General features: G+C 62.6%; 11 protein-coding genes and 3 tRNA genes. 9 read left to right on the top strand and 5 right to left on the bottom strand.

Annotation, left to right across the window (positions count from 1 at the left end):
• Window positions 1-43: 43 nt before the first annotated feature.
• Window positions 44-955 carry a DMT family transporter gene (locus tag ACPW75_RS09380; RefSeq protein ID WP_043161018.1) on the bottom strand — a complete coding sequence of 304 codons (912 nt, stop codon included), beginning with the start codon at window positions 953-955 and terminating at the stop codon, window positions 44-46.
• Window positions 956-1,122: 167 nt separating this feature from the next.
• On the opposite strand from ACPW75_RS09380, the gene ACPW75_RS09375 reads away from it, so the two are divergent.
• The 4 genes from ACPW75_RS09375 to ACPW75_RS09360 all read left to right on the top strand — a co-directional run bounded on the left by ACPW75_RS09375 (window position 1,123) and on the right by ACPW75_RS09360 (window position 4,838).
• Window positions 1,123-2,010 (top strand): helix-turn-helix domain-containing protein, encoded by an 888-nt coding sequence (locus ACPW75_RS09375; protein ID WP_077097067.1) that lies wholly within the window; start codon window positions 1,123-1,125, stop codon window positions 2,008-2,010.
• 61 nt (window positions 2,011-2,071) lie between these two features.
• Entirely contained in the window at window positions 2,072-2,194 is a 123-nt protein-coding gene (locus tag ACPW75_RS09370; protein ID WP_254902163.1) for a hypothetical protein, read from the top strand.
• 77 nt (window positions 2,195-2,271) lie between these two features.
• On the top strand, window positions 2,272-3,909 hold the full coding sequence (locus ACPW75_RS09365) for an ATP-dependent endonuclease (protein ID WP_042067495.1): 1,638 nt from the start codon (window positions 2,272-2,274) through the stop codon (window positions 3,907-3,909).
• Window positions 3,910-4,118: 209 nt separating this feature from the next.
• A complete protein-coding gene (locus ACPW75_RS09360; protein WP_077097065.1) occupies window positions 4,119-4,838 on the top strand; it encodes a hypothetical protein in 720 nt (239 codons plus the stop codon).
• Between the two features lie 70 nt (window positions 4,839-4,908).
• On the opposite strand, the gene glgX is transcribed toward ACPW75_RS09360, so the two are convergent.
• Window positions 4,909-6,972, bottom strand: coding sequence for a glycogen debranching protein GlgX (glgX, locus tag ACPW75_RS09355; protein ID WP_077097063.1), 2,064 nt, complete (start codon window positions 6,970-6,972; stop codon window positions 4,909-4,911).
• A gap of 196 nt (window positions 6,973-7,168) precedes the next feature.
• Here glgX and ACPW75_RS09350 point away from each other — a divergent pair.
• The 5 genes from ACPW75_RS09350 (at window position 7,169) to yjjG (ending at window position 9,945) form a co-directional block, all read left to right on the top strand.
• Window positions 7,169-7,245: transfer RNA gene (locus ACPW75_RS09350), tRNA-Met, on the top strand.
• Between the two features lie 92 nt (window positions 7,246-7,337).
• Window positions 7,338-7,414, top strand: a tRNA-Met gene (locus tag ACPW75_RS09345).
• Between the two features lie 96 nt (window positions 7,415-7,510).
• Window positions 7,511-7,587: transfer RNA gene (locus ACPW75_RS09340), tRNA-Met, on the top strand.
• A 172-nt stretch (window positions 7,588-7,759) separates the two neighbouring features.
• Window positions 7,760-9,256, top strand: a complete 1,497-nt coding sequence (locus ACPW75_RS09335) for a M17 family metallopeptidase (RefSeq protein WP_077097526.1) — start codon at window positions 7,760-7,762, stop codon at window positions 9,254-9,256.
• An 8-nt stretch (window positions 9,257-9,264) separates the two neighbouring features.
• Entirely contained in the window at window positions 9,265-9,945 is a 681-nt protein-coding gene (gene yjjG / locus ACPW75_RS09330; protein ID WP_077097524.1) for a pyrimidine 5'-nucleotidase, read from the top strand.
• Between the two features lie 80 nt (window positions 9,946-10,025).
• Here the strand turns inward: yjjG and ACPW75_RS09325 are convergent, their stop codons facing one another.
• From ACPW75_RS09325 to tpiA, 3 genes are all read right to left on the bottom strand, one after another.
• Window positions 10,026-11,282 (bottom strand): M20 family metallo-hydrolase, encoded by a 1,257-nt coding sequence (locus ACPW75_RS09325; RefSeq protein ID WP_043122694.1) that lies wholly within the window; start codon window positions 11,280-11,282, stop codon window positions 10,026-10,028.
• A gap of 1,224 nt (window positions 11,283-12,506) precedes the next feature.
• Complete coding sequence (gene pfkA, locus ACPW75_RS09320; protein ID WP_011706225.1) at window positions 12,507-13,478, bottom strand: 6-phosphofructokinase; 972 nt, start codon at window positions 13,476-13,478, stop codon at window positions 12,507-12,509.
• Window positions 13,479-13,625: 147 nt separating this feature from the next.
• On the bottom strand, window positions 13,626-14,381 hold the full coding sequence (gene tpiA, locus ACPW75_RS09315) for a triose-phosphate isomerase (protein ID WP_011706224.1): 756 nt from the start codon (window positions 14,379-14,381) through the stop codon (window positions 13,626-13,628).
• Between the last annotated feature and the right edge of the window lie 127 nt (window positions 14,382-14,508).

The raw sequence follows: 14,508 nt of genomic DNA, 5'->3' as shown, positions 1-14,508 counted from the left end.
TCTTCGTAGGAAGGCGTTACCTTAGGGGCTGGCGGGGTTGGGATCAAGCATCCTTCGCCGTTCTGACGGGGCGCAGGCGCCACTCCCGCAGGGGCGGTGCGAAGATCACCAGATTGCCAAGCAGGCTGATCATGACCCCCACCACCGACACAGGCTGCCAGACGAACCCCTCGTAGAAGGTGGAGAGCGTCAGCGCCACCAGGGGGAACAGCACGGTGGCGTAGGAGGCCTTGCTGGCCCCGATCCGCCCCACCAGGGTGAGGTAGGCCGTGAAGGCGATGACCGAGCCGAACAGGGCGAGATAGACCATGGCCGCCAGGTAGTGACCATCGGTCGGGATCACCAGCTGCTGGCCGAGCAATGTGACCCAGCCCAGCAGCAACACCACTCCGTAGACCATGCCCCAGGGCACCAGCTGCAGCACATGGTAGCCCTGGCGCTGGCCGCGGGCCGAGACCAGATTGCCGAGCGAGAAGCAGAGGGTGCCGCCGCAGGCGAGCAGCAACCCCTTCCAGCCGTTTGCACCCAGTTGCGCATCCGCCAGCACCGGCCAGAACAGCAAGAGGGTGCCAAGGAGCCCCAGCAAGGATCCTTGCAGCCAGCGCAGGCCGGGTCTTTTACCCTCGAACAGCCAGAGGTTGAGGCCGTTGAAGATGCTGGCACTGGCGAAGATCACCGCCGACAGGCCGCTCGGAATGTAGAGGGTGGCGTGGTAGAAACAGAGGAAGTTGGTGGAAAAGAGCAGGCCGCCGAGCAGGGCGGCATAACGTTGGCCCGCCCAGGGCAGGCGCGGGAAACGGCCGCTTGCGGTGAGCAGGGCAAACAGTGCCAGCGCCGCCAGGGCGAAGCGATAGAGCACCGAGACCTCGATGGGAATGGGGCCAAGCTGCCAGGCGATGGCGATCCAGGTGCTGCCCCAGATAAGGACGGTGGCAAGATAGAGCATCAGATTCATGGGGTATCCGGTGAGATGACAACGACATGGGATCAGCATGCAGCGGGCGATGACGGCGGGCTTACACCATCTTGCGGTTTTTTGCGGGCAGCCGCAGCCTTTGCCGCCGCGCCGCGTTAAGATGGCGCACAAGGGCCATCAGGCAAGCAACAAGAGGAACGGAGCGGGTGCTGCAGACTAAGCCGGCGGGAGTATTCGATGCACTGGTCAGCACGGGCGCGCGCCTGGAGAACGCCTGCTGGCTGGAACCCGGCCTTGGCGTCGCCAGCTGGCGCAACTGTTACGATCAGACCCGCTACCACAAGCCGGGCCACCATACCCTGAGCGTCTACCTGCAAGGGGGCGAGCAGACCGAGCGGCTGGACGGCCCGGGCGGCCACGGCGGCACCGGCAAGGTGTGCATCATGCCGGATCACCACAGATCCGAGTGGCTGGTGCGCGAGGAGTTTCGCTTCTTCCACCTCTACTTCACTCCGGCCCACCTGACCCGCATCGCCGAAGAGGTGTGCGACAAGGAGGGGCGTCACCTGCAGCTGGAAGACAAGACCTTCATCGACGATCCCAAGGCCGCCACCCTGGTGCAGGGCCAGCTGATGCAGCTGGACTGGCAGCACCAGGTGGATCGGATGGCGCTCTCCCACGGCGCCTGGATGCTGATGCTGCACGCCTATCGCCACCACACCCGGGAGGCGCCGCCGCTGCCCGAGGTGCGTGGCGGCCTGGCGCCAGCGGTGATCCGGCGGGTGCAGGAGTACCTGCTGGCCCATCTGGCCGAACCTGTCACCCTGGCCGAGCTGGCGCAGGAGGCGGGCCTGAGCGAATACCACTTCGCCCGCATGTTCGGCCAGAGCCTCGGCTGCCCGCCCCATCGCTACCTGCTGGGGCTGCGGCTCAAGCGGGCCAAGCAGCTGCTGGCCGGCGCCGACTCCCTGGCCAGTATCGCCATCCAGTGCGGCTTCTCGTCCCAGGCTCATCTTGGCAACCGCTTCCGGGAGGCGTTTGGCCTGACGCCAGGCCAGTGGCGCAGCCAGCTGTCATCCTCCTGTCACAGATAAGCGGCAGATTGGTTGGCAACGAGGGGGAGCCTCGTTCCTTCAACCTGCACAGGAGTTGCCCTTGAATCATCGCAAACGTCAGACCCGTACCCGCCACCTCTGGTTTAGCCACTGGAATGCCCCTCAGGGCCGCCTTGGCATGCCGACCCCGCCCGAACCGCTCGTTCCTCACAGTTCCCGCTGAAAATCGCCACGACCCGATAGGATTTTCCCGACAACTTTGCCACTATTGCGCCATCAGGATGGACTGGATATGGCCGCATGTTTCTGGAACGCATTGAAGTCAAAGGTTTTCGTGGAATAAATCGCCTCTCGCTCGGGCTGGACAACACCACAGTGCTCATCGGCGAAAACGCCTGGGGCAAGTCCAGCCTGCTGCGCGCCCTCTGGTGTCTGTTGGGTCAGGATGCCGAGCCCTATCAGTTCAGCAGCGATGACTTTCACCAGCCCGAAGATCCCGAACTCGAACCGGCCCGCCACCTGCAATTGGTGCTCACCTTCAGCGAGCACAGACCCCAGATGTGCTTGCACTCCCGCCGGCTGGCTAGACTTGGCGCGGCCTGGGTCAAGCATAAGGACAAGTTTCACCGCATTCACTACCGCGCCAGCGCCGAACTGCAGAGCGATGGCAGCGTCACCACCACCCACGACTTTCTCGACGGCATTGGCAAGAGCCTGCCCATCGACGATGCCCATGAGCTGGTCTGCCTGCTCATCACCATGAACCCGGTGTTCCGGCTGCGGGATGCCCGTACCGCGCGCAACGGGGTGGAGACCCTGCAGTGGGGGGATCTCTCCGAGCACCGGCTGAGCGAGCTGGCCGACAAGCTGATCGACGAGCCCCAGCGCATCGGCGAGCCCGAGCTCAAGGAGGCGCTGCAGGCGGTGCGCCAGCTGATGGATCACTACTTCAACGCGCTGGCCCCCATCAAGAACAAGCCGCGCAGCCAGCGGGAGATCGTCAATCGCCCCATGACCCTGCGCAACCCCGGCAATCTGCAGGCGCTGCTGCGCAATGCCGACAACCGAGCGCTGCAACTGGCGATGGCAGGCATGGCGGCCACCCTGCTGCAGGCGCGGGGCAACCGGGAGCTGGAGCAGGGGGCGCGCCCCATCATGATCCTGGAAGACCCGGAGAGCCGCCTGCACCCCACCATGCTGGCGCTGGCCTGGGGGCTGCTGGAGCAGTTGCCGGGGCAGAAGCTGCTCACCACCAATTCGGGGGACCTGCTCTCCTCGCTGCCCCTCAACCAGATCCGCCGGCTGGTGCGCCGCCAGCAGGACATCGTCTGCCATCAGCTGGGGGGCGAGCGCTACAGCAGCGACGATCTGCGCAAGATAGCCTTCCACGTGCGCATCAACCGCCCCATGTCGATGTTTGCCCGCTGCTGGTTGCTGGTGGAGGGGGAGACCGAGATCTGGCTGCTCTCCGAGCTTGCCCAGATCTGCGGCTACAGCCTGCGGGCGGAGGGGGTACGGATCATCGAGTTTGCCCAGTGCGGCCAGTCACCGCTTATCAAGGTGGCGCGAGATTTCGGCATCGAGTGGCATCTGCTCACCGACGGCGACGAGGCGGGGGTCAAGTACGCCACCTCGGCCCGCTCCCTGCTCAAGGGCGAGCGGGAGCGGGATCGCTTGACCCAGTTGCCGGCGGCGGACATAGAGCACTACCTCTATCACAACGGCTTCGAGGCGGTGTTCCGGCGTGAAGCCGGCGTGGGGGGGCGCTCGACCCTCAACGCCGGGCGCATCATCAACAAGGCGATTCATCATCGCAGCAAGCCGGGCATGGCGCTGGCGGTGGTGGAGGAAGCGGAGCGGCTCGGTGGCGAGCACATCCCGCCGGTGCTGCGCCAGATGTTCGCCCGGGTGGTGGCGCTGGCCCGCGGCCAGGGCTGACCGCTGCCGGCTCGGGTCGCAGCGGATGACGAGGGCCTGGCATTCTTGGCAGGCAAGGCCGCTGGCACCCGTTGCCTGCGTCTGATCGCCAGTGGTCAATGACGGCCGTGCTCCCGGCAGGGATTGGGGATGGCGGCGGCTTTGGGTATACTCGGCCCCTTCATCCGGCGCCCATCGGCGCGTTCTGAATCCTTGCTGCTGGAGGCGTCATGTTCGTCCAACTCCCTTTTTGGCTCTTTCCCCTGACCGGCCTGATGGCGCTGGGGGCCCTCATCGCGCTGGTCCTGGTGCTCTGGCGCGGTGATCTCTGCCCGGGTCAGCGCTCGCGGATCACCACCCAGCTCTTCTCGGTCTGGGTGATCACCGGCCTCTCCCTGATGCTGGCGGTGGAGGCCAAGGCGGCCGACTGGCTGATCTGGAGTGGTGCTGCCGCCCTGATCCTGGGGGTGGCGCTGTCGCTGGCTCAATCCAGGCTGGAGGGCAAGCGCGCCATTCCTGCCACGCTGTTCTGGCTGCCGGCCATGCCGCTGCTGGTCTATGGCATCGGCTTGCTGCAGATCCAGGGCTGGCTCGGCGGTCTGCTGCAGATGGTGCTGCTGGGGGCGGCCTTTGCCCATTTGATGCTGCTGCGGGCCCGTCACCGCCTGCAGGCGTTCAATACCCTGCTGCCGCTGGCCGGGTTGGTGGCCGCCATCCTGAGTCTGCTCTGGCTGGCAGTGCTGGTGGGCTGGCAGGGAAGCAGCGCCAGCCTCGATGCCCTGATCCCCGGCGTGCTGACCCAGGCTGCCCTGCTGATCGCGGCCCTGCTGCTCTGGTTCAGCCCGCTCTATCGCCAGCAGGAGACGGCGCCGGTGGTGGTCTCCACCGCCCTGTGCGGCCTCATCATCGCCCAGCTTGCGGCGACCAGCGTGCTGCACCAGCTGGTCTGACAGACTGGCGTCATGACAAAGCCCACCCCGGTTGCCCGGGGTGGGCTTTTTGCTGGCTGCAAGCCACCCCTTAGTAGAAGTCGTCGGCGCCGCAGATGAAGAGGCAACTGCTGCGCGGCTGGGCCAGGTACTCCCGGGTCAGCCCCTCCAGCGGCATGCCGAAGGTGCTGATGTCCTCGGGCGAGGGCAGGGCGGTATCCAGGATCCGGCGCCAGTAGCCGCCGACCCCCTTGGGGGGGCTTGGCAGATTGAAGGTGAGCGGCTCCCAGTAGGCGTTGAACAGCACGTAGAGGGCCAGCCGGGTTTCACTCGACAGGGCCGACATGGCGATGGCGTGGGAGTGGGGGCTGAAGTCCGGCTGGGCGGCGTTGACCCCGTGCCAGCAGATCTCGCTGTGGCGCAGGATCTCGGTCAGCGACAGCGGCATGCTCTCCTGCTCCGGGCGCTGGAACAGGTGCTTGCGATACTGGATCAGCTCCTTCATGAAGCGGAACATCTCCTGGCCCATGGCGTCGGGCTGCCACTGCATCCAGCAGGTGTCGTTGTCCTGGCAGTAGCCGTTGTTGTTGCCGTGCTGGGTGCGCAGCACCTCGTCCCCCATCAGCAGCATGGGGGAACCCACCGAGAGCAGGGTGGCCACCATCATGTTCTTGGCTTGCCGTAGCCGCAGGGCGTTGATCTGGGGATCCTCGCTCGGCCCCTCCTGGCCGTGGTTCCAGCTGAAGTTGTGATCGCAGCCATCCCGGTTCTGCTCGCCGTTGGCGTCGTTGTGCTTGCCGTTGTAGCTGGCCCAGTCCCACAGGGTGAAACCGTCATGGCAGGTGACGAAGTTGATGCTCTTCTCCGGATCGGCGTGATGGTAGTGGTAGATGTCCGGGCTGCCGCACAGCCGCTCCACGAAGGGCATCACCGCATTGTCATCCCCGCGCAGAAAGCGGCGCACGTCGTCCCTGAACTGGCCGTTCCACTCGCGCCAGCGGGCGCCGGCCAGGCTGCCCACCTGATAGAGGCCCCCTGCATCCCAGGCCTCGGCAATGAGCTTGATGTCGGCGATGCGAGGATCGGTATCGATGGTGCGCAGGGTCGGCGCATTGGCCTGGGGCTGGCCCGATTCGTCCCGCGACAGGATGGCTGCCAGGTCGAAACGAAAGCCGTCCACGTGCATCTCCTGGCGCCAGAAGTGGAGGCTGTCCATGATCATGCGCAGCACCACCGGGTGGGCACCGTTGAAGGTGTTGCCGCAGCCCGAATAGTTGGTGTCCTTCTGATTGGCGTCGAGGATGTAGTAGGCCTCGTTGTCGATGCCCCGAAACGAGAAGGTGGGGCCATCGTCGCCTCCCTCGGCGGTGTGGTTGTAGACCACGTCCAGAATCACCTCGATGTTGGCCCGGTGCAGCGCCTTGACCATGTCGCGAAACTCGGTGAGGGGATCTTCGCCGCTGGCGTACTGGGCGTGGGGGGCAAAAAACGACATGGGGCTGTAACCCCAGTAGTTGGAGAGCCCTCTGGGGGAGTCCTGGGGATCGAACTGGAACACCGGCAGCAGCTCGACCGCGGTGACGCCGAGGGATTGCAGGTAGGGGATCTTCTCGATGAGACCGAGGTAGGTGCCGCGCAGGGCGGGGTCGACCCCTGAACTCGGCGACTTGGTGAAGCCCCCCAGGTGCAGCTCGTAGATCACCGAGCGGGAGAGGGAGTGGGCGGGCAGCTTGTCCCCCTCCCAGTCGTAGTGGCGGGTGTCCACCACCCGGTTCTTGGCACACTCCGCCAGGTTGCTGCCGGGGCGGGCCGCCGCCCAGCGATCATAGTTGGCACCCAGCTCGATGCTGCGGCCATACGGATCCAGCAGCACCTTGTCCGCATCGAAGCGGGTACCGTAGTAGGGGCGCCAGGGGCCCTGGATGCGATAGGCATAACGTTGACCGAGCTCGATGCCCTCTATATGGATGTGCCAGTAGTAGGCGGTACGGTTGAGGCGAGGGGAGAGCGGGATCACTTCCGGCGTGGCGTCGTCGGCGCTGGTAAACAGCAGCAGTTCGACCCGGCTGGCGAGGCGAGCCCAGATGGCGAAGTTGACGCCGTCGTGCTCGGGTGTGGCCCCTAATTGACGGCAATGACCGGCGGAGATGCGCATGATAAACCTACCCAAAACGAGGAGTTACAAACCATCTGAGTGTAGTGCGCCAAGCTGGCCCCAAACCTGCTTGTCTGAAAAATCGGCGCTCTGTTGCAAATTCCTGCGATTTGTGCCGGTTTAATCTTCGAATGAAGTTTTTTTAGGATATTTACTTGCAATCTGAGCGCCGGCGCCTATTATTGGCGACCTCAGACGCGGGGTGGAGCAGCCCGGTAGCTCGTCGGGCTCATAACCCGAAGGTCGTCAGTTCAAATCTGGCCCCCGCAACCATCTGAGTTCTTGTATCAGAATTGCCTTGCAATGGTCTGATAAACAAGAGAATTCGAACAGGCTACTGCTCAGCCTGAACGAAAAAATACGGACGCGGGGTGGAGCAGCTCGGTAGCTCGTCGGGCTCATAACCCGAAGGTCGTCGGTTCAAATCCGGCCCCCGCAACCAACTACTTGTGTCCATGGCAAGCGCATTGCGCGGCGGTGGAGACGAAGACAGCAAGGGACAACTGCTCTGTCTCTTGTGGTGGCAATACAATTCGGACGCGGGGTGGAGCAGCTCGGTAGCTCGTCGGGCTCATAACCCGAAGGTCGTCGGTTCAAATCCGGCCCCCGCAACCAAATTCCTTTCTCTATTACCTCAATCTCACCGTTTTTCATCCAGCCGCCTTCGCGGTTTTCTGCTTTGTGTCGCCTTCACGCTTGATATTGATTTTCAAGTGCAAATCTGGCTGTGACCCCGCTTTGTTGGGTATCATCTCTGGTATCTCTTCATGGATGAGGGCCTTGCCCAATGATGCAACCATTTACCTATCTGCCGCCGCAGATCGACATTCACGACGCCGGCCTCGCTGCCGTCCTCACCAACGGCCTGGCCGCCAACCTGCTGATCTGCGCCGAAGATCGCCGCGAAAGCCTGCTGGCCCTGCCCGAGTTTGCCGCCGTCGGCGCCCAGATCGCGCTGGGGCAGAAAGCGCCCTACAGCTTGGTGCTGCACAATACCCTGCAACTGCTGATCTTCCTGCCGGCACACCCCACGCGCGATCATGCCCTCTACAAGCAGGTGCGCGGCTGGGTTGCGCCGCTGGCCGGGCTCAAAATCGAGCGGTTGGGGCTGCACCTGGAAGGTTTTGACGAGGCCGATACCACGCTGTTGGCCGAACTGGTGCTGGCCACCTTGCTAGCCGCCAACGTGCCGCTGCCCAGTCACAAGCATCGCAGCGAGGATCCCTGGCGCTACCAGCAGATTTCGGTGTCCCCCAATTGCGTGCTGGATCTGGCGCGGATCTATGCCGAGGCGGAGGGCAACGGTCTGGCGCGCCATCTGGCGGTGTCGCCGGCCTCCGATCTGACCGCCCGCAGCTACCGGGAGTGGGTACGTCAGCTCGCCCAGAGCGAGGGGTGGCAGTGGCATGAATACGATCAGGCCCAGCTCGCCGAGCGGGGGGCTGGCGCCTTCATCGCGGTGGCGCGCGGTTCGGAAGACAACCAGGCCGCCATGGTCAAGCTGAGCTACTGTCCGCCCAATGCGGTGCGGCGGCTGGCGCTGGTGGGCAAGGGGATCTGCCACGACTCGGGCGGCTACAACCTCAAGATCTCCGGCAGCATGTATGGCATGCACCTGGACATGGGGGGCAGCGCGGTGGCGCTGGGGGCGCTCCATGCCATCAGTCGGGCCAGGTTGCCCTATGAGGTGCACTGCTGGCTCGCCATCGCCGAGAACCACATAGGCCCGCTCGCCTACCGGCCGGGGGAGGTGGTGACCGCCCTCAACGGCACCACCATCGAGGTGGTGGATACCGATGCCGAGGGGCGCATGGTGCTGGCGGATACCCTCTGCATGGCGGTGCAGGACAATCCGGATCTGCTGATCGACTACGCCACCCTGACCGGGGCCTGCAAACGGGCGCTCGGCAGCCGTTACAGCGGCGCCTTCACCAACCGCCCCCAGTGGCTGGGGGAGCTGATCAATCTTGGCCAGCGCAGCGGCGAGCGGATCTGGCCCTTCCCGCTGGATGAGGACTACGACGACAACCTCGATAGCGAGTGGGCCGATCTGTTACAGTGTGCGCCGGGCTCGTCGCCGGATCACATCGATGCGGCCCGCTTCCTCAGCTGCTTCGTCCCCGCCCAGACCCCCTGGCTGCACCTCGACTTGAGCGGTTTTCGCAACAAGGGTGGCAATGGCGTGGTCAGCAGCGAGGTGACCGGATTCGGGGTCAGATTGACACTGGATCTGCTGGCCGGCCCGCTGGGGCGGCGCAATGAATTTGATCAACCAGAACAGTAAGGGATCCCGTGAAAGAACCAAGTTATGACTGGGTGTTGTTCGATCTGGACGAAACACTGCTCGATTTCCCGGTCGCCCAGGCGCTGGAACAGACGCTGCACATTTACGGCGTGACGCCGACCCCGCCCAAGATGGCGGAGTACCATGCCCTCAACCACCGGCTCTGGCAGCAGTACAACTCCGGCGAGATTGATGCCGCCCACCTGCAGCAGACCCGCTTCTCCCTGTTTGCCGAACAGGTGGACGTGGCGCCGATGGCGATGAACGATACCTTCCTGCAGCAGATCATCGCCCTGAGCATGCCATTGGAGGGGGTGGTGGAGACCCTGCAGGCGTTGAAGAGCAAGGTGAAGATGGGGATCATCACCAACGGTTTCAGCCTGCCGCAGCGCGGTCGCCTCGACAAGCTGGGCTGGAACGAGTGGTTCGAGCCGTTGGTGATCTCGGACGAGGTACAGGTGACCAAGCCGGCGGCGGCCATTTTCCAGCATGCCCTCGAGCTGATGCAGCGCCCGGATCCGGCGCGGGTGCTGATGGTGGGGGACAACCCCAAGACCGATATCGCCGGCGCCGCGGCGCAGGGGCTGGCAACCTGCTGGTACAACCCGGCTCGCCAGGATGGTCCGTGCGAGGCGACCCACGAGATCCACCACTTCGCCCACCTCTCGGCCATCGTGCTGGGACAGTAGATGCAATCGAGCCCCTTGCCACACAAGGGGTGAAAAAAACAAGGCAGCCCACGGGCTGCCTTGTTTGATCCGGCTGCTTGCTAGCGGCCGAGGCGAGCCAGCAGCCAGGACTCCAGTAAGGCAACGCCGGGGGCCAGCACGGCCTCGTCAAAGTCGAACTCCGGGTGATGATGGGGCGCCGCCAGATTGGCCCCCAGGATCAGGTAAGCCGCCTCGCCACCGCTTCGCTGCACCCGTTCGATGAGAAAGCCCGCATCCTCGCTGGCGCCGAAACGGCGGGTATGGATGGTCTCCAGCTTGAGCGCCTGGGCGAGCGGAATGATCTCTTCGAGCAGGGCCGGACTGTTGTCGATGCCGATGGCTTCACCCTGCTTGCGGATGAGGTAGGTGGCGCCCTGCATCATGGCTGCCCCTTCCACCATCTGCTGCACCTGGCTGAACATGTAGTCGTTGAGGGCCGGCGTGGCGCCCCGGGTCTCTCCCTGCAACAGGGCGTGACCCGGGATCACGTTGCGGCCGCTGCCGCCATGGAGCTGGCCCACGTTGATGCGGGTCATGCCATCGCGGTGGCGGGCGATGCCGAGCATGGCGGTGGTGGCCATGCAGGCAGCCGCCAGCGCATTGCTGCCGGCGTTGGGCTCAAGCCCCGCGTGAGCGGCACGCCCCATGAACTCAACGTCGAACTTGGTGGAGCAGAGAAACTCGGTGGGATTGACCACCAGCTCGCCGCTGTTGGCATGAATGCCGATGTGCAGCGCCAGCAGGGCATCCACGTCGTCGAGTTGACCGCCGGCGGCCAGCGCCTTGCCGCCGCGACAGCCCTCTTCGGCGGGCTGGAAGAACAGCTTGATGCGGCCGTTCAACCGATCGGCGAGGGCGGCGATCCGCTCGGCCAGTACCAGCCCGATGGCGGTATGGCCGTCATGGGCACAGGCGTGCATCCAGCCGGCGTTGCGCGAGTGCCACCCCTCCTGGCTGGGGGGATGCAGCTCATCCTGGCTCTCTTCGACCTCCACCGCATCGATGTCGAAGCGAAAGGCCAGGGTCGGGCCGGGACGGCCGCTGTCCCACAGCCCCATCACGCCCGTTATCTCTTCTATCCTGCCCAGCCAGTCCGGATGGGCACCCTGGCGCAGGGCTCGCTCCTTCTGGGCCTGCACGTCGATGTTGCGTCCCATGATGAGGTTGCTGGCCAGCAGCTTGTCGCCCAGCATGATGGAGAAACCGAGTTCACTGAGGTGGTGGGCGATGAGGGAGCTGGTACGAAATTCACACCAGGCCGCTTCGGGCAGACGATGAAGATCACGACGCCAATGGCTTAGCGCATCTTGTGTCATGGTAATTCCTGCATGGCGAATCCAGCGGACATTGTGACGGGCAGGGGGGCAAGAGTAAATCCCGCAGACGCAAATGCAACAGGGGGAGCCACTGGCTCCCCCTGTTGACGCGCTGCCTCTGGCAGGCAGCTGTAATTATGTTCGCTTGGTCGTACTAATGGCCGTATTGGTCGCTGTTTTCTATGAACCACCAAAAAATGACATTAAGCGGTGAATTAACCAGCGTGGCGATGCCTGTCGTTGCCCATCAGGATCACTGGGTGGGCAACTAACCGCCTCAAAGCTGTGACAGTGACGGCAGAGAGACGGCAACCAGAGTGAAAAACACAGTAAAAACTGCAGTAACCACAAACTCTTTCATATTTTGTCTCCCTTGGCTGACTGTTGATGGAACCAAGATACCACAATTGTGCGGTAAAACAATAGTAAGTTGCATTTATTGGCTTTAATCTGTCTAGTGCGCATCAAAAGCTTCATTTTTGCATTTTTAAGCTCATTTTATCGCCTTGATGGTCATGTCATGCGGTGTAGAGACATGGCATCTTAAGTTATTTCAATTAAAACAATGCATTAGTTCATTTCATTGCGATATCAATGATGGGTTTTATATGAGGCTTTTTTGTTTTTTTAAAATTATGTCGGCAAAAAATGACGATTTTTAGGGGGGAGTGATGACCTCGCCATGGTTTGGGCGGCTGTCAGCGCCATTTTCCGTCTCCAACATGTTTTTGTCGCAGTCGAACGCTTTTTCCCTGTCGTGACGCCACCTTCTGACATGTCTCTTCCCGTCTTTTTGCAAAATCCCCTTCGCTGATGGTGTTCTGTCGGCCCACTTTTCGTCTCTGTTCGGATCTTTTCCAGGCATGTTGGCGGCCCGACAGGGCGCCTGCGGTCGGCAACGCCAGGGTGCAGAGCACAAGAAGAGTGTGCAGAGCAAGAAGAGTGTGTAGAGAGGTGGTGCTGTTCTTGGCAGAAGCCGGACTGCAGAGGGTTGTGTACCGCGTTGTTTCAGCCCTGAACCGAAGCAATGCCACTTGAATCGGTTAACGGGTCAAGGAGCCCCGAAGAAGGGGGATGGTGGGCAGGCGATAAACAGAGGAAGTGCTGCGAGGAGAGCAAGGATGGTTGTAACGAGGTGGCATCATGGCCCGGGCGTGGCGAGCAGGGCCCAATGAAAAAGCCCTCCAGTGGAGGGCTTTTGTCACAGCAACCTGAAAGCGGGGCTTAGAACAGGGTGGTGGAGAGATCGTAGAGCTCCTGATCGAACGGGCGCTTGAGGTTCTCGATGCAGTCGATGATGTCGTGATGCACCATCTCGTTGCGCTGGATGCCGACGCAGCGGCCACCGTGACCGGCCAGCAGCTGCTCGACGGCGTAGGCGCCCATGCGGCTGGACATGATGCGGTCACGTGCGGTGGGGGTACCGCCACGCTGGATGTGGCCCAGGATGGTGGCACGGGTTTCGCGGCCGGTCAGGGCTTCGATGTCCTTGGCCAGGGCGTTCACGTCGGTGACGTGCTCACAGATGGTGATGATGGCGTGCTTCTTGCCCTTGGCTTCGCCTTCCTTGATCTGTTGCAGCAGCTTGTCCTTGTCGAACGCCACTTCCGGCACGATCACGTACTCGGCACCGCCGGCAACGGCGGCGGACATGGCCAGATCGCCGCAGTGGCGGCCCATGATCTCGACCACGGAGATGCGATGGTGGGAGCTGCAGGTATCGCGCAGACGGTCGATGGCGTCTACCACCACGTTCAGCGCGGTATCAAAGCCGATGGTGAAGTCGGTACCGGCGATGTCGTTGTCGATGGTGCCCGGCAGGCCGATGCAGGGGAAACCCTCTTCGGTCAGCTTCTTGGCACCCATGTAGGAACCGTCACCACCGATCACCACCAGGGCGTCGATGCCGTGCTTTTTCAGATTTTCGATCGCTTCGGCGCGTACTTTCGGATCTTTGAAGGCGGGGAAACGGGCGGAGCCGAGGAAGGTACCACCACGGTTGACCACGTCGGAGACGCTGTGACGCTCCAGCTTGACGATACGGTCCTGGTGCAGACCGAGGTAGCCATCATAGATGCCGTAGACTTCCAGGCCATGATGCAGACCGGCGCGCACCACGGCGCGGATGGCTGCGTTCATACCCGGTGCGTCACCACCACTGGTCAAAACACCAATACGTTTGATTTGTTTGGTCATGAGTGCCTCTGGATCTGAGTTGTCGAATACGAAATGGTTGAATGAGACAAGCCACTTTTACTATATCGGCTTTCCTATGGGATGCGGCGGCTGCCATAGGAAAAGCGATATGCAGGAGGGGGCAAGCGCCCCCTCCATGGCAGCCGATTACTTGGCCGCGCCAGCGATGATCTGGGAGAAGTCGTCCACTTTCAGGGACGCGCCACCCACCAAGCCGCCGTCGATGTCCGGCTGACCGAACAGGTCGGCAGCGGTAGCACCGGTAACGGAACCACCGTACAGGATCTGTACCTTGGCAGCCACGGCGGCGTCGAAGCCGGCCAGGTACTGACGGATGTGGGCGTGAACGGCCTGAGCGATTTCCGGGGTGGCAGTCTTGCCGGTACCGATGGCCCATACCGGCTCGTAAGCCACGACGGCGTTCTCGAAGGAGGCGATACCGCAACGGTCGATCACGGCTTTGAGCTGGGTTTCGACCACGGAGTTGGTGGTGCCGGCTTCGAACTGAGCCAGAGTCTCACCGATGCACAGCACGGGGATCAGGCCGCCTTTCTGGATGGCTTCGTACTTGGCAGCAACCACGTCGTCGGTCTCTGCGTGCAGGGTACGACGCTCGCTGTGGCCGACCAGGGAGTAGGTGCAACCGAAGGCTTTGAGCATGGACGGAGCATTCTCGCCGGTGAAGGCGCCGGACTCGTGAACGTCAGCGTTCTGGGCACCGTAGGCAATCTTGCTGCCGGCGGTCAGTTGCTCAACCAGACCCAAAAAGATAACCGGCGGGCAGACGGCGACTTGCACAGAAGGATGAGCGGCAGCAGCCGGGGTCAGTCCTTTGATCAGAGCTTCGACGGAAGCTTTGGTGCCGTTCAGTTTCCAGTTACCCATTACCAGGTGCTGTCTCATCTTGTATATCTCCTAGGCATTTGATTGCGCGACATTATATGAATTGAACCGAGCCCAAGATAGCTGACCCGGCGGCAAATGACGTAATTTTTTTTCGCTTTCCTGATCCAAATCAGGAATGAAAGGC

The sequence above is a fragment of the Aeromonas sp. FL131 genome, from assembly GCF_049860615.1.
GTDB classification, from domain to species: Bacteria; Pseudomonadota; Gammaproteobacteria; order Enterobacterales; family Aeromonadaceae; genus Aeromonas; species Aeromonas hydrophila.
The sequence above is the reverse complement of the archived record's forward strand: the minus strand, read 5'-3'. Positions and strand labels throughout refer to the sequence as shown.

Coding starts and splice junctions, on each gene's coding strand:
- ACPW75_RS09365 (WP_042067495.1), top strand. CDS start 2,272: ATGTTTCTGGAACGCATTGAAGTCAAAGGTTTTCGTGGAATAAATCGC.
- pfkA (WP_011706225.1), bottom strand. CDS start 13,478: ATGACCAAACAAATCAAACGTATTGGTGTTTTGACCAGTGGTGGTGAC.
- ACPW75_RS09360 (WP_077097065.1), top strand. CDS start 4,119: ATGTTCGTCCAACTCCCTTTTTGGCTCTTTCCCCTGACCGGCCTGATG.
- ACPW75_RS09335 (WP_077097526.1), top strand. CDS start 7,760: ATGATGCAACCATTTACCTATCTGCCGCCGCAGATCGACATTCACGAC.
- glgX (WP_077097063.1), bottom strand. CDS start 6,972: ATGCGCATCTCCGCCGGTCATTGCCGTCAATTAGGGGCCACACCCGAG.
- ACPW75_RS09380 (WP_043161018.1), bottom strand. CDS start 955: ATGAATCTGATGCTCTATCTTGCCACCGTCCTTATCTGGGGCAGCACC.
- ACPW75_RS09325 (WP_043122694.1), bottom strand. CDS start 11,282: ATGACACAAGATGCGCTAAGCCATTGGCGTCGTGATCTTCATCGTCTG.
- tpiA (WP_011706224.1), bottom strand. CDS start 14,381: ATGAGACAGCACCTGGTAATGGGTAACTGGAAACTGAACGGCACCAAA.